Below are 25,999 nucleotides of genomic sequence, written 5' to 3' on the forward strand. Positions count from 1 at the left end.
CGAGCGGTCGAACGGCCGCCGCCGGGAGTCCGCCATAGCCAGGCCGCGCGGAAGCGCGGCGCGCGGCGGCTGAGGACAGGCGAATGTCGCTCCAGTACGGGCAGGTCCTGCACTACCTGCCCGACCTGCTGGTCGGCGCGGGCATGGCGCTGTGGATCGCGCTGGTCGCCTTCGCCGGCGGGCTGCTGATCGGGCTGGTGGGCGCGGCGGTGCTGACGCAGGGGCCGCGCTGGGCACGCGTGCCCGTCATCATGTACGTGCGCTTCTTCACCTACACGCCGCAGCTGGTACAGATCTTCTTCCTGTTCTTCGCCCTGCCCGAATTCGGCGTGATCCTGTCGCCGATCACCGCCGTGCTGATCGGCATGACGCTGAATGCCGGTGCGTATCTCACCGAGATCGAACGGGCGGGTTTTGCGTCCGTGCCGCAGGCGGAGCTGGATGCGGCGGAGACCCTTGGCTTCTCGCGGCCGCAGACGGTCTGGTACGTGATCGCGCCGCATGTGGTGCGCACGCTGTATCCGGCGCTGTCCAATCAGTACATCATCATGACGCTCGGCACCTCGATGGCCGCGATTTTCGGGGTGGAGGAACTGACCGGCCGCGCGCTGAACGCCAATGCCATCTCCTTCCGGGCGGTCGAGATCTTCTCCCTCACCGCGGGCATCTACATCGTGCTGACCATCATCGCCTCGGTGCTGCTGTGGCTGCTCGGACGGTGGTTGTTCCGCGTCAGGGCGCGGGTGTTCTGAGGGATGTCGCCCTGGGATATCCTGGCCAACGAGGCGCCGCGCTTTTTCACCTGGTGGAACATGCTGTTCCTGGGCCAAGCGGTGCTGAACACGCTGGTGGCGTCGGTTCTGGGCTGCGCGGTCGGCTACGCGCTGGGCTTCGCCCTGGCGACACTGCGGCTGCCGCAGGTGATGCCGGTCGCGCCCGTACGCGCGGCGGCCATACTGTGGGTCGAGGCCTTCCGCCGCATCCCGTTCCTGGTGCTGCTGCTGCTGGTGTTCTTCCTGAGCCAGGCGCTGAAGCTCGAAGCGCCGCTCTGGGCCATCGCCGTCAGCGCCGTTGCCATCCGCATGTCGGCGCTGGCCGCCGAGAATGTCCGCGCCGGCTACGAAAGCGTTCGGCCCCAGCAATGGGAAGCCGCGCTCACCATGAACATCCCGGCGCTGAGCGCGCTGCGTCGCGTGGTGCTGCCGCAATCCTGGCGGGTCATCCTGCCGCCCTCGATCGTGCATGTGCTGTCGATGGTGAAGGAGACGTCGCTGGTCTCTCAGATCGGCTTCATCGAGATCACCTTCGCGGCGAAGATGCTCACCCAGCGCGGCTTCAGCGCCATGATCACCTACGGCACGGCGCTGGTGCTGTATTTCTGCGTCTCCTGGGCGCTGGCCTCGCTGGCGCGGGCGGCGGAACGGCGGCTGGTGACGCGGCCGGTCCTTACAATCCCGACGCCTTGAGCGCGGCGCGCAACGCGGCGGCATCGGCCTCGTCCACCGGCGGCTGTGGCGGGCGCACCGTGGCGTCGGGGATGATGCCCATCTCGCGCAGGCACCATTTCAGCCGCGCGGTGGCACGCCCGCCCGGCGGCGCGCCGTAGATTGCCTCGGCCAGAGGTTCCAGGCGTTCGTGCAGAGCGCGCGCCGCCGGGAGGTCATTGGCGCGCACCGCGGCATCGAGGGCGACGATCTCATCCGGCATCAGGTCGGCCAGCGAGACCAGGCTGCCATCGCTGCCGTGCACCATGCAGGCGAGCAGATGCTCGTCCCCGCTCGCACACACCGCGACATCCGGGCGCAGGCGCTTCACCTGGCGGCGCAGCGCGTCGTAGCCGTCAACCTCCCACCCGCCTTCCTTGATCCCGACGACGGCCTCGATCTTCAGCAGCTCGGCCATCGTCTCGGGCGTGAAGCCCATGCGGCCGGCGGCGTGGTGCGCCTGGAACAAGAAAAGCGGGATGCCGGGCACGGCGTCGGCGATGATGCGGTGGTGCAGCACGGCCATGGCGGTGGTCTGCGCGAGCGCGAAGGCGTTGGGCAGGAAAACCATGATGGCATCCGCGCCGGCAGCCTGCGCGTCCTTTGCCTCCTCCGCCGCTTCCAGCGAGGATTCCGCGTTCACGCCGGCCACCACCAGGCGGGACGCATCCACGGTGGCGCGCGTGACCTCGACCGCGCGCGCCTTCTCGGCGCGGGAGATCACGTAGTTCTCGCCCGCATGCCCGTTGATCAGCACGCCGCGGATGCCAGGGCGCATCACGCAGTGCGAGGTGTGCACCGCATAGGCTTCCCAATCGGGCGAGAAATCCGCGCGCATCGGCAGCACGGTGCTGGGGTAGATGCCGTGGAACGTCATGCGGCGTTGCTCCGTGCGTTCAGCAGGCGATCGATCGGGAACAGCGGCAGCTCCGGTTCCTGGCCCAGCACCGCCTGCGCCAGGATGCGGCCCATGTAGGGACCGCTGGTGTAGCCCGAATGCACGCTGCCGATGATCCACGCGTTGTCGATGCCGGGGATGGGGCCGATGGCGGGCAGCGCATCCGTGGTCTCGGCTTCCAGTCCCAGCCAGGACCGCAGGACCCGTGCCTCCCGCAGCGCCGGCACGGTATGAGCAGCAAGGCGGACGTTGCCGAGGAAATTCTCCGGCCGCACCGCGACACCGCCGCGCGCGCGGTCGCCGATCCCCTGCCAACCACCGCCGATCAGCACGGACCCATTCGCGTATTGCTTCAGGCTGAGCAGGCCCGACGCCACGCCCAGCACCGTGCGCATCACTGGCGACATCCGCTCCGTCACGACGAGCTGGTTCACGAGCACCTTGATCGGCAGGTCGATACCCAGCCAGGTCGCCATGTCCTGCAGCCAGACGCCGCCCGCCAGAACCAGTCGTGTTGCGCGCACGACGCCCACGGGGGTCTCCAGCGCGAACCGCCCATCCACGCCGCGCACCGGCGTGTTCTCCATCAGCGCGACGCCCGCTTCCAGCAGCGCGGGGCGAAACGCGCGACCCGTCAGATAGGCCGAGGTGAAGCCGTCGATCGGGCAATGCCCCGCCAGCTTCACGCCATCGGCCAAACCGGGTTCGATGCGCTGCGCGGCGCGCCCGTCGATCAGTTCGATCGGCGCACCGGCGGCGCGGCGGATGCGCGCGCGTTCCTCCAGCATCGCCACCTCGCCATCGGTGAAGGCGACCGACAGCCCCGGGCAGGCGGTGGCCAGCACGTCACCGCCGGTGCACCAGGCGGGCATGGTCAGCCACATCTCATGCGCCCGCAGCGCGTAGGGGATCAGCGCGGCGCGCGTCATCTGCATGGTCAGCGTGCCGGCATTCACGCCGGAGGCCTCGCGACAGATCTCGCCGCGGTCGAGCAGCGCTACGCGCATCCCACCGCGCGCAAGGAACAACGCTGTGGAGCACCCCATCACCCCGGCGCCGACCACTGCCACGTCGAAGGGCGCGGTCATATCGGTGCCGCCGCCGGCACGGGAATGTCCGCGTAGTCGAAGGCGCCGAGGATCGCCTCCATCGGCACCGGCCGCAGCGGTATGCGGCCGGTAGAGAAGCCGACATGGGCCACCGGCACGCCGCGCGCGGCGGCGAGCAGCGCGCCCGCCGCCTCGCCGCACATGCGCCCCTGGCAGGGCCCCATGCCGCAGCGGGTGAAGTGCTTGAGCTGGTTCAGCGTGGCGGCGCCATCCGCGGCCGCGGCATCGATCGCTGCACGCGCGACGCCTTCGCAGCGGCAGATGATGGTGTCGGGCGGGATGACGGCCACCATTGCGGGCCGCAGCGCCATGATCCCTGCCATCGCGGCACCGGCGCGCCGCGCGCGGGCCAGCGTCGCATCCTCGGGCGCCTCGGGCGCCAGGCCGAGATCCTGCAGCGCCGCACGCGCCGCCACGCGCCCCGCGGCCGGTGCCGCCGCCGCCCCGCGCACGCCGGCGCCATCGCCAGCGGCATAGAGCAACGTCACACTGGTGCGCTGCCGCGCGTCCAGCACCGGCACCCATCCGCCATCCTGGGCGCGATGCTCATGGCGCGCCCGATAGGTGCGCGTGGCCTCGGTGGCAGGCACCAGGCCGTGACCGATGCACAGCGCATCCGCGTCGAAGCAGCGGTCGCCCACGCGCACGCGGGCCAGGACGCCATCGCCCTCCGCCGCCGTGACCGTGGCTCCGTGGAGAACCGGCACGCGCGCGGCGACCAGCTTTGCCCGCCAGGCCGCACCCTGCGCCAGAAGATCCGGCCGCGCGGCCAGTCCCGGCAGGGCACGCAGCCATTCGCCACGCGTCGCTGCATCCACGACCGCCACGACCTTCCCGCCACCCGCCAGCACTTTCGCCGCGACCGCGTAGAGCAGCGGGCCCACCCCCGCCACCACCACGCGCCGCCCGGGCAGGACGCCTTGCGCCTTCAGCAGGATGGTGGCCGCCGCCAACCCGATCACGCCCGGCAGCGTCCAGCCCGGGAAGGGGATGATGCGTTCATGCGTACCCGTACACAGCACCAGCGCGCGCGCCGTTACGGTAAAGGGCACGCCATCCGCGCCGAGCGCAGACAGCGTGAAGGGCGCCGCATCACTGCCCTGCGGCACCAGCGGCCCGCCACCGAGGCCCCAGACGCGGCAGCCGGTGCGGAGTTCCGCGCCGCTCGCGGCCAGGGCGGCGCGCAATGCATCGCCGGTGCGGCGGTCGGCATCGGCGGGCAGCGTGAAGCCCGCCGGCGGCGCCCGGTAGACCTGCCCGCCCGGCAGCGGCGATTCCTCCAGCAGGACCGTGCGCGCGCCACGCGACGCGGCTTCGGTTGCGGCGGCCATGCCCGCCGGGCCGCCGCCCAGCACTGCGACGTCGTGCATCATGCCGACGTCACCACCTGGCCCGCCACCACCGGTGTCAAGCAGGCCTGCACCAGCCGGCCATCCACGCGCAACAGGCATTGCTGGCAGACGCCCATCATGCAGAAGGTGGTGCGGGGCCGGGCGGGATCATCGCCCTCGCCGAAGCGCCACAGGCCTTCCGCGATCAGCGCGGCTGCGAGGCTCTCGCCGGCATGCGCGCGCACGGGATTGCCGCCCACCATGATCGTGACGGCGGCAGGTCGGGCCACACCGGAAATGCGCAGGTCCATGACGCGAGGATAGGCACGCGCGCCGCGCGCGCAACTCCCGCGCGGGCTTGACGCGACGGCGCTTCGCCCTGAACCATGGCGGAAATCAAGACCCGGGATATCTCGCTTGGCGTTCCTTTCCATCGCAGGACTGACCGTGAGCTACAGCGGCAAGGCCGACGTGCTGCGCGATGTCTCGCTGGAGGTCGAACGCGGCGAGGTGGTGGGGCTGATCGGCCCCTCCGGTTCGGGCAAATCGACCATCCTGCGCACGCTGGTCGGGCTGATGAAGCCCAAGGCGGGGCGGGTCAGCGTCGACGGCGCGCCGGTGGACTATTCCAGCCGTGGCAGCCTGCGCGCCGCGCGCGACCGCTTCGCCATCGTGTTCCAGCAGTACAACCTGTTCCAGAACATGACGGCGCTGCGCAACGTGGCGATCGCGCCGACGCTGGTGAAGAAGCGTGACCGCGCACAGGTCGAGACCGAGGCCCGCGCGCTGCTCGCCCGCGTCGGCCTGGCCGAGAAGGTCAACGCGTATCCGGACGAACTGTCCGGCGGGCAGCAGCAGCGCGTGGCAATCGCGCGTGCGCTCGCGCTCAAGCCCGACATCCTGCTGCTGGACGAAGTGACCGCGGCTCTCGACCCGGAACTGGTGGGCGAGGTGCTCGACACCATCCGCGCCCTGCAGCGCGACGGCATGACCATGCTGATCGTCAGCCACGAGATGGGCTTCATCCGCGAAGTCGCCTCCCGCGTGGCATTCCTCGACCAGGGATCGGTGGTCGAGATCGGCCCTCCGGCCGAGATCTTCGATGCGCCGAAAAGCCCGCGCCTGCGCGACTTCACATCCCGAATCCTGCGCCATTGACGGCGCGGCAACCAGGAGAACGAGCATGACCGACCGCCGGGCCATCTTCGTGGGTGGCGCAGCCGCCGCCGCGGCCGCTGCCACGCTGCTGACGCCGAAGGAAGCCTCCGCACGTTCGCTCGAGGACGTGCTGCGCGGCGGCGAACTGCGCGTGGGGGTCAACCCCACTCTGCCGCCGCGCGCCCTTTTCAACGATCGCAACGTGATCGACGGCTTCGAACCCGAAGTCGCCGCCGCCATCGCGCAGAAGCTGGGCGTGCGCCTCGTCCTCCAGGCCGTGGGTTCGCCGGAGCGCATCCCGATGGTGGCGTCCGGACGCATCGATTTCGTGATGGGCGCGATGTCCCGCACCAGCGAACGCGCCAAGGTGATCGACTACACCGTGCCGGTGCATTCGGAGAATTACGGCATCGTCTCGGTCGCCGGGCGCGGCCTCACCACCATCGAGGCGCTGAACAAGCCCGAGGTCACGCTGGCGCAGGTGCGCGGCACCACCGCCATCCCCTACATCCAGCGCGCCATTCCGAATGCGCAGGTGCTGCTGCTGGACAACTACCCCGACCGCAACCGCGCCATCGCACAGGGGCGCGCGCAGGCATCGTTCGACGGCATCGACGCGGTGCGCTTCGCGCTGCGCCCCTTCCGCCAGGTGCAGTGGGAGGTCACCGCCGTGCCGTCCTTCGGCGTCACCTATTCCGGCCTGGGTGTGGCGAAGAACAATGATTCGCTGCGCCTGTGGCTCAACATCGCACTGTACGAACTGCACACCGACGGGACGATCGAACGCCTGTGGGAGAAGTGGTTCGACGGACCGATGTTCACCAAGGTGCCGGCCAGCCCGTTCTTCTGAGGGCGCGTGAACTACAGCCTCATTTACTCGCAGGTCACGCCGCATATCCCCTATCTGTTGGGGGGTGCGGTGCTGACGCTACAGTTGGCGGTGATCTCCTTCATCGCGGGCTGGGCGATCGGGCTGGTGAATGCGTCGGTGCTGCATTTCGGGCCGCGCCCGGCACGCGCGGCTGTGCAGGCCTACGTCACCTTCTTCATCAACACGCCGCTGCTGGTGCAGATCTTCTTCATTTTCTTCGTGCTGCCGGATGCCGGTATCCTGCTGTCGCCCTACGCCGCGGTGGCGATCGGCATGTCGCTCAATGCCGGTGCATATCTGACGGAAATCCAGCGCGCTGGCTTCCAGTCCCTGCGGCGTGAGGAAATCGACGCCGCCACCGCGATGGGATTCTCGGTGCCGCAGATGGTCTGGTACGTGATCCTGCCGCACATCGCCAAGGCGCTGTACCCGCCACTGTCCAACCAGTTCATCATCCAGGTGATGACCACATCGATCGCCTCCATCTTCGCGGTCGAGGAACTGACCGGGCGCGCCTATAACGTGAACTCGCTCACCTTCCGCTCGCTCGAGGTCTTTTCCATCACGGCGCTGATCTATGTCGTGCTGACGCTCGCCTGCTCGCTGGCGCTGGCGTTGATCGGGCGCTGGCTGTTCCGCGTGAAGGCGAGGATTCTGTAGCCATGTGGGACCAGCTGATCGAGGACGCGCCGCGCTTCTTCGGCCCCTACAACCTGCTGTTCCTGGGCGAGGCGCTGCTCAACACGCTGCTGCTCTCCTACCTTGGTGCCGCGATCGGGTTCGCGATCGGCTTCGGTCTGGCGATCGGGCGCCATCCGCGCTTATACGGCGTGCTGCCGTTGCGCATCGCGGCCACTCTCTATGTCGAGGTATTCCGGCGTATCCCCTTCCTGGTGAAGCTGATGTGCGTGTTCTTCGCCTTCCAGCTCTCGGGCGCGCAGGTGTCGCTGTTCATGGTGGCACTGGTCACCGTTGTGCTTTCGGCCGCCGCCTTCGCGGCGGAAATCGCGCGGGCGGGCATCGAATCTGTCCCCGCGCCGCAATGGGACGCGGCGGAGGCGATGAACTTCTCCCGCTGGAAGGTGCTCACGCGCATCGTCGCGCCGCAATCCTGGCGCGTCGCGCTGCCGCCGCTGTTCGGCTATGCGGTGGGCTTCATCAAGTCCACCTCGATCGCCTCGCAGATCGGCGTGCTGGAACTCACCTACGCGGCCAAGATCCTGAACACGCGCGGCTTCTCGGCCCTGCTGTGCTTCGGCACCATCCTGGTCGTGTATTTCCTGATCTGCTGGCCCACCAAGCGCTTCGGCGAAAGGCTGGAAGCGCGACTGGGCCATCGCGCCAAGGCCTGAGGAGCATCATCGCCATGCCGTTCGTCCCCCCCGGTACGCACCTGCTGCAGGGTGCCATCGACTGCCACGTGCATTGCGCGCCGCATTTGTCAGGCCGTTCGGTCAACGTGTTCGGGGCGGTGCGCCAGGCCGCCGCGGCCGGCATGCGCGCCATCGGCATCATGTGCAATTTCCAGAACACCTCGGGCTTCGCGGCGCTGGCGAATGACGAACTGGGTGACCTCGGCATCGAGGCGTTCGGCGGCCTCATCATGCAGCCCACTGCCGGCGGCGTGACGCTGGAGGCCGCGCGAACCGCCATCGGCTACGGCTATGGCCCGGGCACCGGTGCGCGCTTCGTCAGCCTGCCCACCCACCACACGCGCCATGTCGCGACGCGCGAGGGCCGCAGCCCCGCCTTCCTGGAAACCACCTTTTCGGTCCCCGAGAACGGCCGCATCCCCGACCCTGTGCCGGCGATCATGGAACTCTGCGCCGCGAAGGACGTGGTCTTCGACTGCGGCCACGTCTCCGGCCGCGAAGCGGTGGCGCTGACCGAGGAGGCGAAGCGCCGCGGCTGCACCCGGATCCGCACGCATTGCTCCCGCTACGCGCTGGAGGAAATCGAGGCCATCACGGCCCTCGGCGGCTATGCCGAGTTCTCCTTCTTCGTGCTGACGCACGCAACGCAGGTCGGCCTCACGCATGTCGATGAGGAAAAGCACAAGATCGCGTCGAACAGCGTGATCCAGGACTTCACGCCGCGGCTGCGCGCCGCGGGCGACCGCGCCATCGTCTCCTCCGATGCCGGCGTCTACCTGCTGCCGCCGCCGGTCGAGGCCTTCCGCGAATACCTCATGCTGATCGAGAGCGAAGGCTTCACCGAGGCCGAGATCCGCCGCATGTCGGCGGAGAATCCGGCCCGGCTGTTCCGGATCGGCGGCGCTTCAGTGTGAGAGCAGCACCGGCACGGTCATCTGGTGCAGCAGCGACCGCGTGACGCCGCCCAGCAGGAATTCCCGCAACCGCGAATGACCATAGGCGCCGACCACCAGCAGGTCGGCCGAGAGCTCCGACGCGCGGTTCAGCAGGATGTCGGCTGCACCAATCTCAGGCGCGACCGTGTGTTCGACCGTCACGGTCACGCCGTGGCGCGCAAGATGCCGCGCAATGTCCGCACCGGGCTGCTCACCATGCGCACCGAGGCCGATGCGCGGATTGACCGCGCTGATCGTCACCGATGCGGCCTGCGCCAGCAGCGGCAGCGCGTCGTGCACCGCGCGCGTCGCCTCCCGCCCGGCATTCCAGCCGATCAGCACGCGCTGGCCGACGGACGCGAAGCTGCCAGCGTACGGGATCACCAGGACGGGACGGCCAGAGTCGAAGATCGTCGCCGCCAGCACGGCCGCACCCGCCGGCGCCCCAGCCGCATCGGCCTGGCCCAGCACCACCAGGTCGGCATAGCGCGCATGCAACGACACGAGCTCGGCCGTGGACCCTTCCGGTGCGCGCCACTCGCCGGCGATGCCCTCGCGGCGCAATGCCTCGTGGAAGGTCGCCTCCACCTTGCCGGCGGCCTCAATCGCATCGGCGCGCATCGCGTCGATCAGCCCGGCAAGCACGGCGCCGCTGCCGGCGTCGGCGGCACCCATGATCGGCGGCGAGACGTCCACCACGAACAGGCCGGTGAGATGCGCCTGGTGGCGCCGCGCCACGTCGGCGGCGACGGCAAGCCGTGTTGCTGCCTGCGGCGTGCTGTCGAGATGCACGAGGACGTCGTTCAAGGCCATGGGATCCTCCCGCGTTTCGCTGATGCTGTCGGCGACAGACTAGCCCTGCCTTCGCCGCGGCGCTTGATCCGCGTCAAGGCTGCTCCGCGAAGGCTCGCCGTGCCAGCGCCGCAACATGGTCGTGGCCCATGCGCGCATAGGTGAGTGGATGCGCGAGGGCCGGGTCCTGCTCCGCCTCCACCACCAGCCAGCCCTCGTAGCCAGGCAACGCGGCGAACACCGCCGAAAAATCGACGCAGCCATCGCCCGGCACGGTGAACACGCCCTCGAGCACCGCCGCCAGGAAGGGCAGGTCGCGCGCCTTAGCCTGCGCCATCACCGGCGCGCGGACATCCTTGCAATGCACATGCGCGATACGCGCGGCATGCCGGCGCGCCGCCAGCACCGGATCGCCACCCGCGAAGGTCAGGTGCCCGGTATCGAGCAGCAAGTGGAACGCCGGCCCGGTCGAAGTCATCAGCCGGTCAATCTCGGCCGCCGTCTCGATCACCGTGCCCATGTGGTGATGGTAAGCGAGGCGCAGGCCCCGCGCCGCAATGCGCCGTGCCATCTCGTCCAGCCGCGGCGTCAGGACCGTCCAGTCGGCCTCGCTGAGCACCGGGCGGCGGGACAGCGGCGTGGTGCGTTCGCCATGTACGGCACGCGAGACCTCGGCGAAGACGCAGGCCGTGCAGCCCATCGCCTGCAGCAGCGCGAGGTGGGGTTCGGCCGCCGCCATCTCGGCGTCCACGTCGCGCTCCAGCAGGCGCGATCCGTACCAGCCCGATGCCAGCGCAAGGTCGTGACGCGCCAGGATCGGCCGCAGCGTGCCGGCATCGCGCGGGAACTTGTTCCCCAATTCCACGCCCGCGAAGCCGGCCTGCTTCGCCTCGGCCAGGCAGGTCTCGAGTGGTGTCTCCGCGCCGAGCTCCGGCATGTCGTCGTTGGTCCAGGTCAGCGGATTGATGGCGAGGCGGATCATGTGGCGACTCCGGCGCGCCGGGTTTCGTACGCGGCGCGGGCGCACTTCTGCGCGGCGTCACGCGGGACGGCGGTGACCGGCACGTCCCACCAGGCGCCGCCCTCCTGCGTGGCGGCCTGGGGGTCGGTCGCGACCACAAGCACAGTGGTGCGCTTCGCGTGCAGTGCGGCGGGCAGTGCCGATTCCAACGCGGCGATGCCATCGACCACCATGGCCTCGGCGCCGAGGCTGCGCGCATGCGCGGCGAAATCGACCGGCGGCGCGGCGGCGTCCAGCAGGTTGTTGAACGGCGCGCCGCCAGTGCCCTGCTGCAATCGGTTGATGCAGCCGAAACCACGGTTGTCGAGCAGCACGATGGTCAGCTTCAGCCCCATCGCCACGCTCGTCGCGATCTCGCTGTTCATCATCAGGTACGACCCGTCGCCAACCAGTACGACCACCTCGCGCCTCGGCATGGCCAGCTTCGCACCGAGCCCGCCGGCAATCTCGTAGCCCATGCAGGAGAAGCCGTATTCCAGGTGGTAGGAGGCCGCGTCGGTCGCCCGCCACAGCCTGTGCAACTCGCCCGGCAGGCCGCCGGCGGCGCAGACCACGATGCCGTCGTGCGGGATGGCGCGGTTAACTGCGCCCAGCACCTGCGCGTCGGTCGGCAAGGCCACAGGCGCCGGCGCGGCAGTTACGCGCGCGACGGTGGCGTTCCACTGCGCGATGGCGGGCGCCATGCGCCGCGTCCAGGTCGCTGGCGCCGCCCAGTCGCCCAGCGCGGTATCCAGAGAGACCAACCCGCGGGCCGCGTCGCCAACGACCGCCAGCGCACCATGCTTCGCAGCGTCGAAGGGTGCCACGTTCAGCGTGACCAGTCGCGCCTGCGCGAATAGCGCGCGCGACCCGGTGGTGAAGTCGGCCAGGCGCGTGCCGATCGCGACGACCAGGTCGGCCTTTTCGGCCAGCGCATTCGCCGCCGCCGATCCGGTCACGCCGATCGCACCCATGTTCCACGCATGGTCCCAGGACAGGCTGCCCTTGCCGGCTTGGGTCTCCACGACGGGCAGGCCGTGGCGCTGCGCGAAGTCCCCCAGCGCAGCCGCGGCGCCGGCATACTTCACGCCACCACCGGCGATGAGCAGGGGTCGCTTCGCGCGGCGCAAGGCCTCGCCCGCATCCGCGATGTCGCGCGCATCCGGTTCGGGCGCGCGGATACGGTGCAGGCGGCGGGCGAAGAAGGACGCAGGGAAGTCATGTGCCTCGGTCTGCACATCCTGCGGGAAGGCGATGGTGGCAGGGCCGCATTCAGCCGGGTCGGTCAGCACACGCAGCGCGGCGGGCAGGCTGTGCAGCAATTGCTCGGCGCGCATGATGCGGTCGAAGAAGCGCGAGACCGGGCGAAAGCAGTCATTCGCGCTGATGGTCGGGTCGCCGAAATGCTCGACCTGCTGCAGCACCGGGTCAGGCCGACGATCCGCGAAAACGTCGCCAGGCAGCAGCAGTACGGGCAGCCGGTTCACATGAGCCACCGCCGCCGCCGTCACCATGTTGGTGGCACCCGGCCCGATCGAACTTGTACAGGCCATCATCCGCCGCCGCGCATGGGTCTTGGCATAGGCGATGGCCGCAAGGGCCATGGCCTGCTCGTTGTGCGCGCGGAAGGTGGGCAGCGCGCGGCCCGCCGCCTGCAACGCGGGCCCGAGCCCAGCGACGTTGCCATGCCCGAAGATGGCAAAGACGCCGCCGAACAGCGGCACGCGCTTGCCGTCGATCTCGGTGTCCTGCGCAGCGAGGAAGCGAATGGTGGCCTCGGCCGCAGTCAGGCGGATGGTGGCCATGGCGTCTCCTCCACGCATTGACGGCGGCCCAGTGATACGGATGGATGGCGCCGGCCACAAGCAGGCCGCCCAGGGAAACGCCATGCTCGTCTTCGCGCAGTTCGGTGCCGGCCGCATCGGGGCCATCCACGCCGCCAACCTTGCGGCGAGTGGCAGCGCGCGGCTCGCGCATGTGGTGGACGTGAACGCGGCCGCGGGCGCCGCGCTTGCGCGGAAACACGGCGCGCGCGTGTCGGATACCGCCACCGCGCTGGCCGACCCGGCGGTCGGCGCTGTGATCATCGCGTCATCGACCGACACGCATGCGGACCTCGTGATCGCCGCCGCCCGGTCGGGCAAGGCGATCTTCTGCGAAAAGCCGATCGACCTGTCGCTGGCCCACGTCGACGAAGCGCTGGCCGCGGTGCGTGACGCCGGCATGCCGATGCTGGTCGGCTTCAACCGTCGCTTCGACCCCAATTTCGCGGAACTGCATCGCCGCATCGGCGCCGGCGCCATCGGCACGGTGGAGCAAGTGGTCATCACCAGCCGCGACCCCGGCCCACCGCCGCTCGACTACATCCGCGTCTCGGGCGGCATGTTCCGCGACATGACCATCCACGACTTCGACATGGCGCGCTGGATGTTGAACGAGGAACCCATCGAGGTCTTCGCCAACGGCGCCGCGCTGGTCGACCCGGCTATCGCTGCTGCGGGCGACATCGACACCGCCATGGTGCTGCTGCGCTGCGCCTCGGGCCGCATGGCGCATATCAACAACTCGCGTCGCGCCACCTATGGCTACGACCAGCGGGTGGAGGTGCATGGCAGCCTCGGCCGCCTCGTCGCCGGCAACCGCGTGGGCACCACGGTGGAACAGGCGGACGCCACCTCCATCGCCACCGACAAGCCGCTGCACTTCTTCCTCGAACGCTACGCAGAGGCCTATCGCATCGAGCTCGCCGCCTTCATCGACGCGGTGGTGAACCAGGCGCCGATGCCGGTGGGCGCCGAGGATGGCCGCCGGGCACTCGTCCTGGCCGACGCCGCGCTGCAGTCGCTGCGCGAGAACCGTCCGGTGCGTGTCGCATGAGCGCGCTGCCGAAGGTCTCGCTGAAGGGCCGCGTGGTGCTGGTCACCGGCGGTACCCAGGGTATCGGGGAGGGCATCGCGCGCGCCGCGGTGGAAGCCGGCGCGGACCGCATCGCCATCACCGGCCGCGACATCGGGCGCGGCCGGGCGGTGGCGGATTCGCTCGGCGTGCCAACCCTGTTCATTCCCGCCGACCTGGCCGATGCCGACGCGTGCGCGCGCATCCTGGCGCTGGCCGAGGACGCGCTCGGCCCGGTCGACGCGCTGGTGAACGCGGCGGGGCTGACGGATCGCGGCAGCATCCTCGACACACCGGTCGCGCTGTGGGACCGGCTGTTTGCCGTCAACGCCCGCGCGCCCTTCATCCTGACGCAGGCCATGGCGCAGCGGTTGGTCGCGCTCCGGCGGTCAGGCGCGATCGTGAACATCATCACCATGTCATCCCATGGCGGGCAGCCCTTCCTGACGGCTTATGCGGCGTCGAAGGGCGCGCTCGCGACGCTTACGAAGAACACCGCGCATGGGCTGCGCGCGCATCGCATCCGGGTGAACGGGATCAACCTCGGCTGGGCCGACACGCCGGGCGAGCATGCCATTCAGGCGCGCGACGGCAATCCAGCGGATTGGCTCGACCAGGCGGCGCCCACGCAGCCGTTCGGCCGGTTGATCGAACCGCGCGACGTCGCGGGTCTCGCCGTCCACCTGCTGTCGGACGCCGCGGCGATGATGACCGGCGCACTGATCGACTTCGACCAGAACGTCATGGGAGCCTATGGATGAACGACCTGGCCCGCCGGCGTGACGCCGCCGCGCAGATCGCGGTGGAAGCGGCAGACCTCGCGCAACGCATGCGCGAAGCGGGCGGCGGCGTGGCAAGCCTGAAGGGCGCGCAGGATTTCATCACCGAGGCCGATGGTGCGACCGAGCGCTTCATCCGCGACCGCCTCGCTGCGCAATTCCCGGACGAGGCGATCCTGGGCGAGGAGATGGGCGGCGCCGCCGACACGAAAGGGCCACTCTGGGTGCTCGACCCGATCGACGGCACGTCGAACTTCTCGCGTGGCGGGGACCGCTGGTGCGTGTCGATCGGCCTGGTGGTGGACGGCCACGCGGTCGCCGGTGCCATCGCGCGCCATGCGCCGGCCGAAGTCTTCGCCGCCGCACAGGGCCTCGGCGCCACGCTGAACGGCTCCCCGATCCACGCCGCACCCACCACCGACATCGGCCGCGCCATCATCGAATGCGGCTGGTCGCTGCGCGAACCGATCGCGCGCTTCCATCGCATGGCCGAGGGCGTGACGGCGCGGGGCGCGGGGCTGCGCAGCGGTGGGTCCGGCGCGCTCGGCCTGGTGGAAGCCGCCGCGGGGCGGCTCGATGCCTATCTGGAACTGCACATCAATGCCTGGGATGCCGCCGCTGCCATCATCATCGCGCGCGAGGCCGGCTGCTGGACCAATGGCTTCGACAGTGGCGACTGGCTCGCCAGCGGCAATCCGATCGGCGTCGGCGCGCCGGCGCTGGGCGCGCAGCTTGCGGCCCTGCTGGAGGCTTGAAGGGCGCCTTTCATCGTGACTTAACTTTGCGGCACCGGGCGAACCGTGCACCCAAGCGCGGCCTCAGGCACAGGGAGAGTTCCGTCCTCATGACCAACCGCCGCATCCTTGGCGCCGCGCTAGTCGCCGGCGTCGCGTTCGCAGTGCCCGCCGGCGCGCAGGCGCAGGGCAACCTGACCGTCTATTGCTCGGTGCAGGAGGAATGGTGCCGCCCGATGATGGCCGCCTTCGAGCGGGCCACCGGCATCCGCGTGGCCATGACGCGCAAATCCTCCGGCGAGACCATGACGCAGATCCGCGCCGAGGCGTCGAACCCGCGCGGCGACGTCTGGTGGGGCGGCACCGGCGACCCGCACATGCAGGCCGCGCAGGAGAACCTGACGGTCGAATACCGTTCCCCGCGCCTGGCGGAACTGCACCCCTGGGCGACGCGCCAAGCGGAACAGGCACAGTTCCGCACGGTGGGCATCTACGCCGGCGCGCTGGGGTATTCCTACAACACGCGCGAACTGGAACGCCGCCGCATCGCCGCGCCCACCTGCTGGGCCGACCTGGCGCGCCCGGAATTCCGCGGCGAGGTGCAGGTGGCCGACCCCAACACCTCCGGCACTGCCTACACCATGCTGGCCACGCTGGTGCAGGTGATGGGGGAGGAGCCTGCCTTCACCTACCTGCGCGCGCTGCATCGCAACGTGAACCAGTACACGCGGTCCGGGGCCGCGCCCGCCCGCGCGGCCGCAACCGGGGAAACGCTGGTCGGCATCACTTTCCTGCATGACGCGGTGACGCAGAAGCTCGCCGGCGCGCCGGTCAACATCGTGGCGCCCTGCGAGGGCACCGGGTACGAGATCGGCTCCATGTCGATCATTCGCGGCGCACGCAACATGGAGAATGCGCGCCGCTTCTACGACTGGGCGCTGAGCCCCGAGGCGCAGGCGATCGCCGGCACCGCCAATACCTTCCAGCTGCCGTCGAACCGCGCCTCGCCGATTCCGCCGCAGGCACCGCGCTTCGAGGATGTGCGCCTGATCGACTACGACTTCGCCCGCTGGGGCAGCAGCGAGGAACGCACGCGACTGCTGGCGCGCTGGGAACGCGAGGTACGCGCCGGCGCTCGCTGACGCCGCGTGGGCGCGCTGATCCTCGGGCGCGCCGCGCTCGCGGCGGTACTGGCCGGGGTGCTGCTGGCACCCTGGCATGGCATGGAATCCGGCTTTAGCGGGCTGGTGGCGTGGCCCGCGGGCGAGGCGGCGCCGCTCGCGGTCCTGCTGACGATCGGCACGCGGTGGTGGCTGTGGCCGGCGGTGATCCTGCTGCTGGCGCCGGCGCCGGCGCTGCTGGCGGGGCGCGTGCCGGGACGGCTGCTGGCCTGGTGCGGCGCGGGCGCGATTGCGCTGGTCTTCCTGCAGGGCCACGCGATCGGGCTGCGCGGCTTGGCCTGGCCGATACTGGCGCCGCTGCTGGGCGATGCCGGACCCCAGGCCGCGCTCGGCTGGGGCGCCGCCATCCTGGTCGCCGGCGCCTTCGCCATGCTCTCGGCCGGGCTTGCGGCACAGGGTCGGTTCGGCGGGGATGCCTTCATCGCCTTCCTGGTGACAGGCAGCGCGGCCTTGCTGCTGCTGTTCGTGTTCGTGCCGCTGGCGACCATCCTGGCGGCAGCGGTGATGGAGGATGGCCGTGTCGCGCCCGCCGCGCTGGCGCAGCGGCTGACGGCGCCGGAGGCCTGGAGCCTCGCCTGCATCGCCACGCACCAGGGCTGCGGCGTGGTGTGGAACACGCTGGTGCTGGCGACGCTGACGGCGGTGATCTCGACGCTGATCGGCCTTGCCTTTGCGCTGTTGGCGGCACGCGGCAACGTGCGCGCGCAACCGGCCTTCCGCGCCATGACCATCCTGCCGCTGATCACGCCACCCTTCGTCGTTTCACTGGCTCTGATCGTGCTGTTCGGGCGCACCGGCATCGTCACGACAGCGCTGTGGGAGTGGTTCGACATCCCGCGCAGCCGCTGGATCTACGGGTTGCCGGGCGTGCTGCTGGCCCAGGTGCTGGCGCAGGCGCCGATCGCCTTCGTGCTGCTGGAAGGCGCGGTGCGCGCGATCGGGCCATCGCTCGAGGAAGCGGCATCGACCATGGGCGCGCGGCGCTTCACCGTGTTTCGCACCGTGACTTGGCCATTGCTGCGCCCGGCCATTGCCGCCTGCCTGCTGCTGGCCTTCGTGGAAAGCCTGGCCGATTTCGGCAATCCGCTGGTCCTGGGCGGGGATTTCGACGTGCTATCCACGCGCATCTTCTTCGCCATTGCCGGTGCGCGGCATGAGCCCGGACGCGCGGCGGCCTTGGCGTTGCTGCTGCTGGCGCTGACCCTTGGCGCCTTCGCGCTGCAGGGGCTGTGGCTGGGCAAGCGGCGCTACACCACAGTGACCGGCAAGGGCGATTCCGGCGTACCGGCGCCGCTGCCGCGCGGGCTGAAAATGGCCTGCGGCGCGCTGGCCTGGCCGTGGATGCTGTTCACCGCGGCGGTCTACGGCATCATCTTGGTGGGCGGCTTCGTGCACGATATCGGGCGCGCCGACATGTCCTTCACCTGGCGGCACTTCGTCACGGGGTTCGAGGTGGAATGGGCCAATGGCCCCGCTTTCCGTGGGTCGGCCTGGGACAGCCTGTTCACCACCATCCAGGTGGCGGCGATCTCGGCGCCGTTGACCGCGGGGCTCGGCATCCTGCTGGCCTGGCTGCTGGCGCGGCAGGTCTTTCCCGGCCGCAGGTCGCTCGAGTTCATGACCATGCTGTCCTTTGCGATTCCGGGGACGGTCGTCGGCGTTGCCTACATCATGGCGTTCAACGAACCGCCGGTGGAACTGACCGGCACGGCACTGATCCTGGTGATCTGCTTCGTATTCCGGAACCTGCCGGTGGGCGTGCGCGGCGGCATCGCGGCGCTGGCGCAAATCGACAAATCGCTGGACGAAGCATCAGCCACCATGGGCGGCGGCGCCTTCCAGACGCTGCGCCGCGTGGTGCTGCCGCTGCTGCGGCCGGCGATCGTGGCTGCGCTGGCGTTCAGCTTCGTGCATGCCATGACAGCTGTCTCGGCGGTGATCTTCCTGGTCTCGGCGCGCCACAACCTGGCCACGGTGTACATCGTGGGCCGCGTGGAGGCGGGCGAAATGGCGCTCGCCATCGCCTATTCCACCGTGCTGATCGTGGTCATGCTGGCGGTGGTGCTGGGGATCGAACGCGTCGTCGGGCGCGCGCAGATCGGCCGGCGCGCGACGCCAATGGCGCCTGTCAGGACCGGAGCGTGAATCCATGACCGACGCCGCGATCCGCTTCACCGGCGTCACGAAGGCCTTCGGCCTCGTGCGCGCAGTGGACGACGTGACCTTCGACCTGCCGCAGGGGGCGCTGGTCACGCTGCTGGGCCCGTCGGGGTGCGGCAAGACCACAACGCTGCGGCTGGTCGCGGGGCTGGAACTGCCGACCGCCGGGCGCATCGAGATCGAGGGGCGCGACGTCACGCGCCTCGCGGCCGCGGAACGCCGCATCGCCATGGTGTTCCAGTCCTACGCCTTGTTTCCGCACATGAACGTGCTGGAGAACGTCTCCTACGGCCTCGTCGTCGGCGGCGCGCGTCGGCAGGCCGCCGAGGCCGAGGCCAGTGCTATGCTCAAGACTCTGGGGCTGGATGGCCTCGGTGCTCGCTTGCCGGCGGAGTTATCCGGCGGGCAGCAGCAGCGCGTGGCGGTGGCGCGTGCACTGGTGCTGCGCCCCAAGGTGCTGTTGTTCGACGAACCGCTGTCGAACCTCGATGCCCGCCTGCGCCGGCGTGTGCGGGAGGATATTCGCGACCTGCAAAAGCGGCTTGGCCTGTCGGTCGTGTACGTCACGCACGACCAGCAGGAGGCGCTCGCGGTCTCCGACCTGGTGGTGGTGATGAAGGATGGCCGCATCGCGCAGAAGGGCACGCCGCACGCGCTGTATGACGACCCGGCCGACGCCTTCATCGCCGACTTCATGGGCGAGGCGAATGTGCTGGCCGGCGATGTGCTGGGCGAAGGGCGCATCGCCGTCGGCGGCGCGGTGCTGGAGACAGTGATGCGCGCGCATCCGCCGGGCGCGGCGTCGCTCGCGGTGCGGCCGGAATCGATCCGCCTGCTGCCCCCCGAAGACGCCGGCCTGCCGGGCCGCGTGCAGCGCGCTGCCTTCCTGGGCCAGACTCGCGAATACGAAGTGGAGACCGCGGCCGGCACGCTGTTCGTCGTGACGCCCGCGGCTGCGCCGGCCTGGGACGAAGGTGCGGCAGTCGCCTGTCGCCTCGACCGCGCGATCCCGCTGCGCGGCTAGGCTGCCTCGCGCGCCAGCGCTGCCGCCAGCATCCGCCGCATCAGCACGCCCGGCCGGTCGGATGGCATGTTGAATTCGATCCCCGACTGGTCGAGCGGCACGTCGGGGTCGGTCGATTCCAGGATGTCGCGGTCCTCGTTCGTCACGATGCGGTCGAAGGCGATCACGTCCTCGGCTTTCGCATCGGCCTCGGTGTCGTTGCGGAACACGAACTGCACCACCTGGCTGGTGGCGTCGTCGATCGGCGTGGCGGCGGTGACGATGCTGTGGCTGAGCCCGTTCGGGTAGCGGATACGCAACTTGCGCAGGAAGGGCATGTACCAACGCCCGCGCATGGAACGCACCGTCTCGTCGTTCTCCATGCGCAGGACCTTCTTCTGGATCTCCGGATTGCGCACCGGCACCTCGGTGATCATGAGGAAGCCGTCGGGGTGTTCCTCGATCTCGAGCTTCGCGGGTTCCGGGTGGCCTTGGTCGCCGAAGGATGCGCGATGCACGAAGGAGAAATGCGCGTTGTCGAAGCTGTTCTCCATCAGGCGCAGGCCCGCGCAGGTCCAGGGCTCGTAGAATTCGTCGATGCGGCGGAAGCCCTCGGCCTCCTCCTCGAACTCCGGGACCGGGAAAAGCGGGTTGTCGAGCGCCACCCACAGATAGCCGTAGCGCGCCTCGGCACGGTAGGCGCGCGTGCCCATGCGCGTCGGTCCCTGGCGTTCGGGCGGGCGCTGCGGGATGCGCAGGACCGACCCGTCACGCCCGTATTCCCACCCATGGTAGCCGCAGGCGAGGCGGCCTTCGGCGTAGAAGCCCTTCGACAGCTTCGCCGTACGGTGGCAGCAGCGGTCATCCATGGCCGCAGGCTGGCCATCCCCATCGACCCAGAGCACCAGGTCGCGCCCGAGCAGGCGAAACGGCTTCGGCCCGTCAGCGAGCATCGCCATCGGCATCACCGGATACCAGAAACGGGTCAGCAGCGGCGTGGCAGTGGCGAGCATGGCGGGAGCTCCGTGTCGGTGCGCGCGGCTCTGCAAGCGCCGGACCAGCATGCCGGGTGGACCGCCCGCAACGGGTGCCCAAAGCAATGGCAGGGATGGACCGCCTGGCGCCCAGAAACGCGGCAGCAGCACGCCCGGATGCCGCATGCGGCCATGGTCCGCTGCTTGCACGCCGCTGCGCCATGCCAAATCCAGCGGTCGGCGGACGACCGCCCTTGCAACCTTCGCCGGGAGACGCCCCCATGGATCGCCGCAGCGCCCTTCGCGTTCTTGCTGCCACGCCCCTTGCCGGACTCGCCGCGCCGGCGGTGCAGGCGCAGACTCTGCTGCCCGTGCGCTTCAGCCTGGACTGGGCCTTCCAGGGCCCGCAGGCGGCCTTCCTGGTGGCGCTGGAACGTGGCTACTTCCGGCGCGAGGGGCTGAACGTCACGATGGATCGCGGCTTCGGCTCCGGTGATGTCCCTGTGAAGATCGCCGGCGGGTCCTACGACGTGGGCGTGGCGGACCTGAACCCAACCATCCGCATGAAGCTCGAACGGCCCGAGGTGGATCTGTTCAGCCCATTCCTTGTCTATGACGCCACCGCGCTGGCAGTGATGACGCTGCGGCGAGAGGGCATCGCGCGCCCGGCCGACCTGCTGGACAAGTCGGTCGCCGCACCGGAATCCGATGCGGGGCGCCAGTTGTTCCCGGCCTTCGCCAAGGCCGCCGGCATCGATGCGGCGCGCATCCGCTGGCAGACGGTCACGCCGCAGCTGCGCGAGACGATGCTGGCGCAAGGCCGCGTGAATGCCATCACGGGCTTCATCACTTCGGGCATCCTGTCGCTGCGCGGGCTCGGCGTGGCGGCGAACGACATCATCACCATGAAGTACAGCGACTTCGGCGCGGACTTCTACGCGACCTCGCTGATCACCTCGAAGCGCTGGGCGGAGGCGAACCCGGCCGCGGTGACCGGACTGATCCGCGGCCTCGTCCGCGCGCAGTACGACAGCCTGGCGGACCCGGCGGCCACCATCGCGGTGCTGCGCGCGCGCGAACCGCTGACCGACGTGGCGCTGGAGCGCGAACGGCTGGAGCTCGCGCTGAACGACCTCACCTTCACGCCGCATGTGCGCGCCAACGGCTTCGGGCGCATCGATACCGCCCGGCTGCAGCGCGGCATCGACATGGTGCGCGACGCCTTCGCCATCAGCCGCCCGCTGCCCTGGACCGAGGTCTATGATCCACGCTACCTGCCTCCGGCAACGGATATGAGGCTCGCGTGACGCTTCCCTCCCGCTACTGGGCCGACCTGCCCTGGCCGGCCTTCCGCTCGCTGCCGGCGAACACCATCGCGGTGCTGCCCGTCGCGTCGATCGAACAACACGGGCCGCATTTGCCCGTGTCGGTCGACACCACGATCAACCAGGGCGTGGTGGGCCGGACGCTGAAGGTGATCCCGGCCGACCTGCCCGTCCTGGTGCTGCCGACGCAATCCGTCGCCTTGTCGGTGGAGCACCTGCGTTACCCGGGCACGCTAACCACCAGCGCCGAGACGCTGCTCGCCCTGGTCTGCGACATCGGGGCGTCGGTCGCGCGTGCGGGCGTGAAGCGGCTTGTCTTCGTGAACAGCCATGGCGGGAATGTCTCGGCGTTGGATATCGCGGCGCGGCGACTGCGGATCGAACAGGGGCTGTTCGCCGTGAACGCGATGTGGGCGCGCATGGGAAAGCCGGAGGCGCTGCGCGACGCGGTGGAAGGCCGCTTCGGCATCCATGCGGGGCGCGACGAGACATCGGTGATGCTCGCGCTCACACCGCACCTCGTGCACATGGACAAGGCGCGCAACTTCGTCAGCCGCTGGCAGGGTGTCTCGAACGAGACGCCGTCCATGGCGCCCGATGCCGGTGCGCCGCTGGCCTGGCAGGCGCAGGACCTGCACCCGGCAGGCGCGGTGGGCGATGCCTCCGCCGCCACGGTGGAGATCGGCGAGGCGCTGCTCGATCACGCCGCTGCCCGCATGGCCGCACTTTGGCAGCAGGTCGCGGCGATGGACGTCGAGGCCTGGTTGTCCAACGCGCCCGACCCCGATGCCTGACATCGCGGCGCTGTCGGCCGCGCTGGCCGGGATCGAGCAATCGGACGACGCGGCGCTGCTGCGGCAGAAAAGCCGTGACTTCTACTGGTACAGTCCGGTGCTGAAGGCGCAGCTGGACGGCAAGCGCGCCGACCTCTGGGTGCGACCGGCGAACGAGGCCGAGGTATTGCGCGTGCTGGTGGCCGCGCGCTCGGCCGGCGTGCCCGTCACGGTGCGTGGCGGCGCCACCGGAAACTATGGGCAATGCGTGCCACTGAACGGCGGCATCGTGCTCGACACGACGGCGATGACGGCGCCGATCGGCATCACCGATGGCGTGCTCGAGGCCGAGGCCGGGGCGCGGATGATCGACCTGGACCTCTGGGCGCGCGATCGCGGCTGGGAATTGCGGCTCTGGCCCAGCACCAAGCGCACTGCGACCATCGCGGGCTTCGTCGCCGGCGGCGGCGCCGGCGTGGGGGGCATCGCGCATGGCACGATGCGCGAGCGCGGCAACCTCAACGGCGTGCGCGTGGCGACGTTGCAGGACCCGCCGGCGCTGCTGGACCTGGACGGCGATGCTGCTGCGCCGGTCAACCGCACCTACGGCACGACGGGCGTCATCACCCGCGTGCGGATTCCGCTGGTGCCTGCGCAGGCCTGGCGCGACATGGCGGTGACATTTGCCGACTTCTCCGATGCGGCGCGCTTCGCACTGGCCCTCGCCTTCGCGGATGGCATCCAGAAGAAGATGGCGGGTGTGTTCGACGCCCGGCTGCCGCCCTTCTTCCGCGGCCTCGCGGATGCGGTGCCGGAAGGCAACGCACTGGTGCTGGCGATGATCGCACCTTCGGGCCTCGTCGCCTTCCGCGACCTGGTGCGCGAACACGGCGGCACTATCGTGGCCGACCAGGACACCGTGGCCGCGGAACGCGATCCGGACGCAACGCCGTTCTACGAATACTGCTGGAACCACACCACGCTGCAGGTCCTCAAGCGCGACCGCGGCGTGACGTACCTGCAGTGCCGCTTCCCGTTCGAGGACACGCTGCGCGCGGTGGAAGCAGTGCGGGCGAAGTTCCACGACGAGGTCTGGATGCACACGGAATGCGTGCGCTTCGGCGGTCGCACCACCATGACCGCGCTGCCCGTCATCCGCTGGACGGACGAGGCCCGGCTGAACGCCATCATGGCAGGGTTCGAAGCGGAGGGGATCGGCATCGCCAACCCGCATGTTTTCACCATCGAAGGCGGATCGGGCTATCGCCGCGTGCCTGGGGACCAGCTGGGCTTCAAGCGGCGTGTAGATCCGCTCGGCCTGTTCAACCCCGGCAAGATGGCGAGCTTCGACGCCCCGGAGACCGACGCCGCATGACGACCGAACTGATCGCCGCCCTGCCGGGCATCGTGTTCATCACCGATGCCGCGCTGGTGCGCCAGCGTAGCCGCGACTTCTTCTGGTATTCGCCGGTGCTGAAGCGGCAGTTGAACGGCGTGAAGGCGGACGCGGTCGCGCTGCCGAAGGACGAAGGGGAGGTCATCCGCATCCTGGCCGAGTGCCATGCACGGCGCATCCCGGTCACGCCGCGCGGAGCCGGCACCGGAAACTACGGGCAGGCGATGCCGCTGAAGGGCGGGATCGTGCTCGACCTGTCCGCGATGGATCGCGTGATATGGGCAAAGCCCGGCGTTCTGCGGGCGCAGGCCGGGGCGAAGCTGATCGCGATCGACGAGCAGACGCGGCGCGAGGTGGGCGGCGAATTGCGCTTCCATCCCTCGACCAAGCGCACCGCGACGATCGGCGGCTTCATCGCCGGCGGGTCGGCCGGCGCGGGGTCGTGCATGTGGGGGTCGCTACGCGAGCCGGGCAATATCCTGGGCCTGCGCGTGGTGACCATGGAGGCCACGCCCCGCGTTCTGGAACTGCGCGGCGCCGACATCGACAAGGCCAACCACGCCTACGGCACCAATGGCGTGATCACCGAGGTCGAGGTGCCGCTCGCCCCCGCCCAGGACTGGGTGGACCTGATGTTCGGCTTCCCGACGCTGATGGACGCCGCACGCTTCGCCGATGCGCTGACGCGTGCCGATGGCATCGTGAAGAAGCTCGCCTGCGTGATCGCAGCACCCGTGCCGCAGCAGTACTTCAAGCATTTCGAGGGCGTGGTGCCAGCGGGGACACATGTGGTGCTGGCGATGGTCGCCGCCCCGTTCCTCGAAGCCCTGCCGCCCTATATCGAGCGCACCAACGGCCGGGAGCTTTACCGCTGCCCGACGGACCAGGCCGCGGTGCCGCTCTATGAGCATTCCTGGAACCACACGACGCTGCAGGCGCTGAAGGTGGATCGCAGCATCACCTATCTGCAGACACTGTTCCCGCCGCCGGGGCATCTCGCACTGGTCGAGAAGATGGCGGCGATGTTCGGGGACGAGGTGCCGATGCACCTGGAATTCGTGCGCTTCGGCGGCGAGGTCACCTGCTTCGGCCTGCAGCTCGTGCGCTACACCACCGAGGAACGCCTCGCCGAGATCATCCGGCTGCACGAGGAGAGCGGCTGCCCCATCTTCAACCCGCACGCCTTCACGCTGGAGGAGGGCGGGATGAAGCGCGTCGATGCGCGACAGCTGGCCTTCAAGCGCGAGGCCGATCCGCTCGGCCTGCTGAACCCCGGCAAGATGCTGGCCTGGGACAATCCCGCCTGGACACCCGATGCACCGCGCAGCCACTACATGTTCGGCGACGCGGATGCGCCGGAGGTCGAGGACGCGCTCGGCGAATAACACGGCAATCAGGCCCGCGACGCTCGACGACTTTCCGCGGCTGTTGGCGATACGCGCCGCGGTGCGTGAGAACCTGCTGAGCGATCCGGGCCGTGTCACGCTGCGCGACTACCAGGATCATCTCGGTCCTGCCGGCCAGACCTGGGTGCATGAGGAAGACGGCGTGATCCTCGGCTTCTCGGCCGCGACGCGCGCCACCGCGACCATCTGGGCGCTGTTTATACACCCGGATCACGAGGGGCGCGGAATCGGCCGAGGGTTGCTCGACTGCGCCGTGGACTGGCTATGGTCGCAGGGCGCCGCAGAGGTTGGCCTCACCACCGGCGCCGGCACGCGTGCCGAGGGCTTCTACCGCGCCGCAGGATGGCGCGAAGCAAGCACCACGAATGGCGAAATCCAGTTCATCCTGCCTGCCGCCCCGCTGGCACCGCACCCCTAGCCAC

The 25,999-nt window shown here is 69.8% G+C and carries 26 protein-coding genes; 18 read left to right on the forward strand and 8 right to left on the reverse strand.

All coding sequences use genetic code 11. From position 1 onward, the window contains the following. Nucleotides 1-83: 83 nt before the first annotated feature. Nucleotides 84-752, forward strand: a complete 669-nt coding sequence (locus MWM08_RS25360; RefSeq protein WP_244457244.1) for an amino acid ABC transporter permease — start codon at nucleotides 84-86, stop codon at nucleotides 750-752. Nucleotides 753-755: 3 nt separating this feature from the next. Continuing rightward, on the forward strand, nucleotides 756-1,466 hold the full coding sequence (locus MWM08_RS25365; RefSeq protein ID WP_244457245.1) for an amino acid ABC transporter permease: 711 nt from the start codon (nucleotides 756-758) through the stop codon (nucleotides 1,464-1,466). Here the strand turns inward: MWM08_RS25365 and MWM08_RS25370 are convergent. Genes MWM08_RS25370 through MWM08_RS25385 form a run of 4 tightly spaced genes read right to left on the reverse strand, consistent with a single transcriptional unit; the run spans nucleotide 1,447 to nucleotide 5,133 of the window. Then, on the reverse strand, nucleotides 1,447-2,361 hold the full coding sequence (locus MWM08_RS25370; RefSeq protein ID WP_244457246.1) for a dihydrodipicolinate synthase family protein: 915 nt from the start codon (nucleotides 2,359-2,361) through the stop codon (nucleotides 1,447-1,449). The two genes, MWM08_RS25365 and MWM08_RS25370, sit on opposite strands and share 20 nt — an antisense overlap. Further along, nucleotides 2,358-3,470 carry an NAD(P)/FAD-dependent oxidoreductase gene (locus MWM08_RS25375; protein ID WP_244457247.1) on the reverse strand — a complete coding sequence of 371 codons (1,113 nt, stop codon included), beginning with the start codon at nucleotides 3,468-3,470 and terminating at the stop codon, nucleotides 2,358-2,360. Before MWM08_RS25375 ends, MWM08_RS25370 begins: the two co-directional genes overlap by 4 nt. Beyond that, on the reverse strand, nucleotides 3,467-4,864 hold the full coding sequence (locus MWM08_RS25380) for an FAD-dependent oxidoreductase (protein ID WP_244457248.1): 1,398 nt from the start codon (nucleotides 4,862-4,864) through the stop codon (nucleotides 3,467-3,469). Before MWM08_RS25380 ends, MWM08_RS25375 begins: the two co-directional genes overlap by 4 nt. After that, nucleotides 4,861-5,133, reverse strand: coding sequence for a (2Fe-2S)-binding protein (locus tag MWM08_RS25385; protein ID WP_244457249.1), 273 nt, complete (start codon nucleotides 5,131-5,133; stop codon nucleotides 4,861-4,863). Before MWM08_RS25385 ends, MWM08_RS25380 begins: the two co-directional genes overlap by 4 nt. 106 nt (nucleotides 5,134-5,239) lie before the next feature. On the opposite strand from MWM08_RS25385, the gene MWM08_RS25390 reads away from it, so the two are divergent. From MWM08_RS25390 to MWM08_RS25410, 5 genes are read left to right on the forward strand one after another with little or no spacing between them, the layout of a single operon-like run. Then, nucleotides 5,240-5,980: an amino acid ABC transporter ATP-binding protein gene (locus MWM08_RS25390; protein WP_244457250.1), complete on the forward strand. Its 741-nt coding sequence runs from the start codon at nucleotides 5,240-5,242 to the stop codon at nucleotides 5,978-5,980. Nucleotides 5,981-6,005: 25 nt separating this feature from the next. Further along, entirely contained in the window at nucleotides 6,006-6,830 is an 825-nt protein-coding gene (locus tag MWM08_RS25395; protein WP_244457251.1) for a transporter substrate-binding domain-containing protein, read from the forward strand. A 6-nt stretch (nucleotides 6,831-6,836) separates the two neighbouring features. Then, on the forward strand, nucleotides 6,837-7,511 hold the full coding sequence (locus tag MWM08_RS25400) for an amino acid ABC transporter permease (protein WP_244457252.1): 675 nt from the start codon (nucleotides 6,837-6,839) through the stop codon (nucleotides 7,509-7,511). A gap of 2 nt (nucleotides 7,512-7,513) precedes the next feature. Continuing rightward, nucleotides 7,514-8,203 (forward strand): amino acid ABC transporter permease, encoded by a 690-nt coding sequence (locus MWM08_RS25405; RefSeq protein ID WP_244457253.1) that lies wholly within the window; start codon nucleotides 7,514-7,516, stop codon nucleotides 8,201-8,203. A 14-nt stretch (nucleotides 8,204-8,217) separates the two neighbouring features. Next, nucleotides 8,218-9,138, forward strand: coding sequence for a DUF6282 family protein (locus MWM08_RS25410; protein WP_244457254.1), 921 nt, complete (start codon nucleotides 8,218-8,220; stop codon nucleotides 9,136-9,138). On the opposite strand, the gene MWM08_RS25415 is transcribed toward MWM08_RS25410, so the two are convergent. From MWM08_RS25415 to iolD, 3 genes are all read right to left on the reverse strand, one after another. Further along, the gene (locus MWM08_RS25415) at nucleotides 9,130-9,972 is read right to left on the reverse strand and encodes a universal stress protein (RefSeq protein WP_244457255.1); all 843 of its coding nucleotides are present in this window, start codon (nucleotides 9,970-9,972) and stop codon (nucleotides 9,130-9,132) included. The two genes, MWM08_RS25410 and MWM08_RS25415, sit on opposite strands and share 9 nt — an antisense overlap. A gap of 73 nt (nucleotides 9,973-10,045) precedes the next feature. Continuing rightward, a complete protein-coding gene (gene iolE / locus MWM08_RS25420; RefSeq protein ID WP_244457256.1) occupies nucleotides 10,046-10,933 on the reverse strand; it encodes a myo-inosose-2 dehydratase in 888 nt (295 codons plus the stop codon). Further along, nucleotides 10,930-12,756 carry a 3D-(3,5/4)-trihydroxycyclohexane-1,2-dione acylhydrolase (decyclizing) gene (iolD, locus tag MWM08_RS25425; protein WP_244457257.1) on the reverse strand — a complete coding sequence of 609 codons (1,827 nt, stop codon included), beginning with the start codon at nucleotides 12,754-12,756 and terminating at the stop codon, nucleotides 10,930-10,932. The genes iolE and iolD overlap by 4 nt, the downstream gene beginning before the upstream one ends. Nucleotides 12,757-12,838: 82 nt before the next feature. Between iolD and iolG the strand changes: the two genes are divergently transcribed. The 6 genes from iolG to MWM08_RS25455 all read left to right on the forward strand — a co-directional run bounded on the left by iolG (nucleotide 12,839) and on the right by MWM08_RS25455 (nucleotide 19,724). Continuing rightward, on the forward strand, nucleotides 12,839-13,828 hold the full coding sequence (iolG, locus tag MWM08_RS25430; protein ID WP_244457258.1) for an inositol 2-dehydrogenase: 990 nt from the start codon (nucleotides 12,839-12,841) through the stop codon (nucleotides 13,826-13,828). Beyond that, the gene (locus MWM08_RS25435; protein ID WP_244457259.1) at nucleotides 13,825-14,607 is read left to right on the forward strand and encodes an SDR family oxidoreductase; all 783 of its coding nucleotides are present in this window, start codon (nucleotides 13,825-13,827) and stop codon (nucleotides 14,605-14,607) included. Before iolG ends, MWM08_RS25435 begins: the two co-directional genes overlap by 4 nt. Continuing rightward, nucleotides 14,604-15,380: an inositol monophosphatase family protein gene (locus MWM08_RS25440; RefSeq protein ID WP_244457260.1), complete on the forward strand. Its 777-nt coding sequence runs from the start codon at nucleotides 14,604-14,606 to the stop codon at nucleotides 15,378-15,380. Before MWM08_RS25435 ends, MWM08_RS25440 begins: the two co-directional genes overlap by 4 nt. 89 nt (nucleotides 15,381-15,469) lie before the next feature. Next, complete coding sequence (locus MWM08_RS25445; protein WP_244457261.1) at nucleotides 15,470-16,501, forward strand: ABC transporter substrate-binding protein; 1,032 nt, start codon at nucleotides 15,470-15,472, stop codon at nucleotides 16,499-16,501. 6 nt (nucleotides 16,502-16,507) lie between these two features. Next, the gene (locus MWM08_RS25450; RefSeq protein WP_244457262.1) at nucleotides 16,508-18,685 is read left to right on the forward strand and encodes an ABC transporter permease; all 2,178 of its coding nucleotides are present in this window, start codon (nucleotides 16,508-16,510) and stop codon (nucleotides 18,683-18,685) included. 4 nt (nucleotides 18,686-18,689) lie between these two features. Next, nucleotides 18,690-19,724 carry an ABC transporter ATP-binding protein gene (locus MWM08_RS25455; RefSeq protein WP_244457263.1) on the forward strand — a complete coding sequence of 345 codons (1,035 nt, stop codon included), beginning with the start codon at nucleotides 18,690-18,692 and terminating at the stop codon, nucleotides 19,722-19,724. Here the strand turns inward: MWM08_RS25455 and MWM08_RS25460 are convergent. Beyond that, complete coding sequence (locus tag MWM08_RS25460; RefSeq protein WP_244457264.1) at nucleotides 19,721-20,716, reverse strand: aromatic ring-hydroxylating oxygenase subunit alpha; 996 nt, start codon at nucleotides 20,714-20,716, stop codon at nucleotides 19,721-19,723. The genes MWM08_RS25455 and MWM08_RS25460 overlap by 4 nt on opposite strands. Nucleotides 20,717-20,958: 242 nt before the next feature. Between MWM08_RS25460 and MWM08_RS25465 the strand changes: the two genes are divergently transcribed. The 5 genes from MWM08_RS25465 to MWM08_RS25485 are packed head-to-tail and all read left to right on the forward strand — an operon-like array spanning nucleotide 20,959 to nucleotide 25,995. Further along, nucleotides 20,959-21,984, forward strand: coding sequence for an ABC transporter substrate-binding protein (locus tag MWM08_RS25465; protein ID WP_244457265.1), 1,026 nt, complete (start codon nucleotides 20,959-20,961; stop codon nucleotides 21,982-21,984). Continuing rightward, complete coding sequence (locus tag MWM08_RS25470; RefSeq protein WP_244457266.1) at nucleotides 21,981-22,796, forward strand: creatininase family protein; 816 nt, start codon at nucleotides 21,981-21,983, stop codon at nucleotides 22,794-22,796. The genes MWM08_RS25465 and MWM08_RS25470 overlap by 4 nt, the downstream gene beginning before the upstream one ends. Continuing rightward, the gene (locus tag MWM08_RS25475; protein WP_244457267.1) at nucleotides 22,789-24,150 is read left to right on the forward strand and encodes an FAD-binding oxidoreductase; all 1,362 of its coding nucleotides are present in this window, start codon (nucleotides 22,789-22,791) and stop codon (nucleotides 24,148-24,150) included. Before MWM08_RS25470 ends, MWM08_RS25475 begins: the two co-directional genes overlap by 8 nt. Then, nucleotides 24,147-25,556 (forward strand): FAD-binding oxidoreductase, encoded by a 1,410-nt coding sequence (locus MWM08_RS25480; RefSeq protein WP_244457268.1) that lies wholly within the window; start codon nucleotides 24,147-24,149, stop codon nucleotides 25,554-25,556. Before MWM08_RS25475 ends, MWM08_RS25480 begins: the two co-directional genes overlap by 4 nt. Nucleotides 25,557-25,599: 43 nt before the next feature. Continuing rightward, nucleotides 25,600-25,995 carry a GNAT family N-acetyltransferase gene (locus MWM08_RS25485; RefSeq protein WP_244457269.1) on the forward strand — a complete coding sequence of 132 codons (396 nt, stop codon included), beginning with the start codon at nucleotides 25,600-25,602 and terminating at the stop codon, nucleotides 25,993-25,995. Nucleotides 25,996-25,999: the final 4 nt, after the last annotated feature.

The sequence above is a fragment of the Roseomonas fluvialis genome (assembly GCF_022846615.1).
Lineage (GTDB): Bacteria > Pseudomonadota > Alphaproteobacteria > Acetobacterales > Acetobacteraceae > Neoroseomonas > Neoroseomonas fluvialis.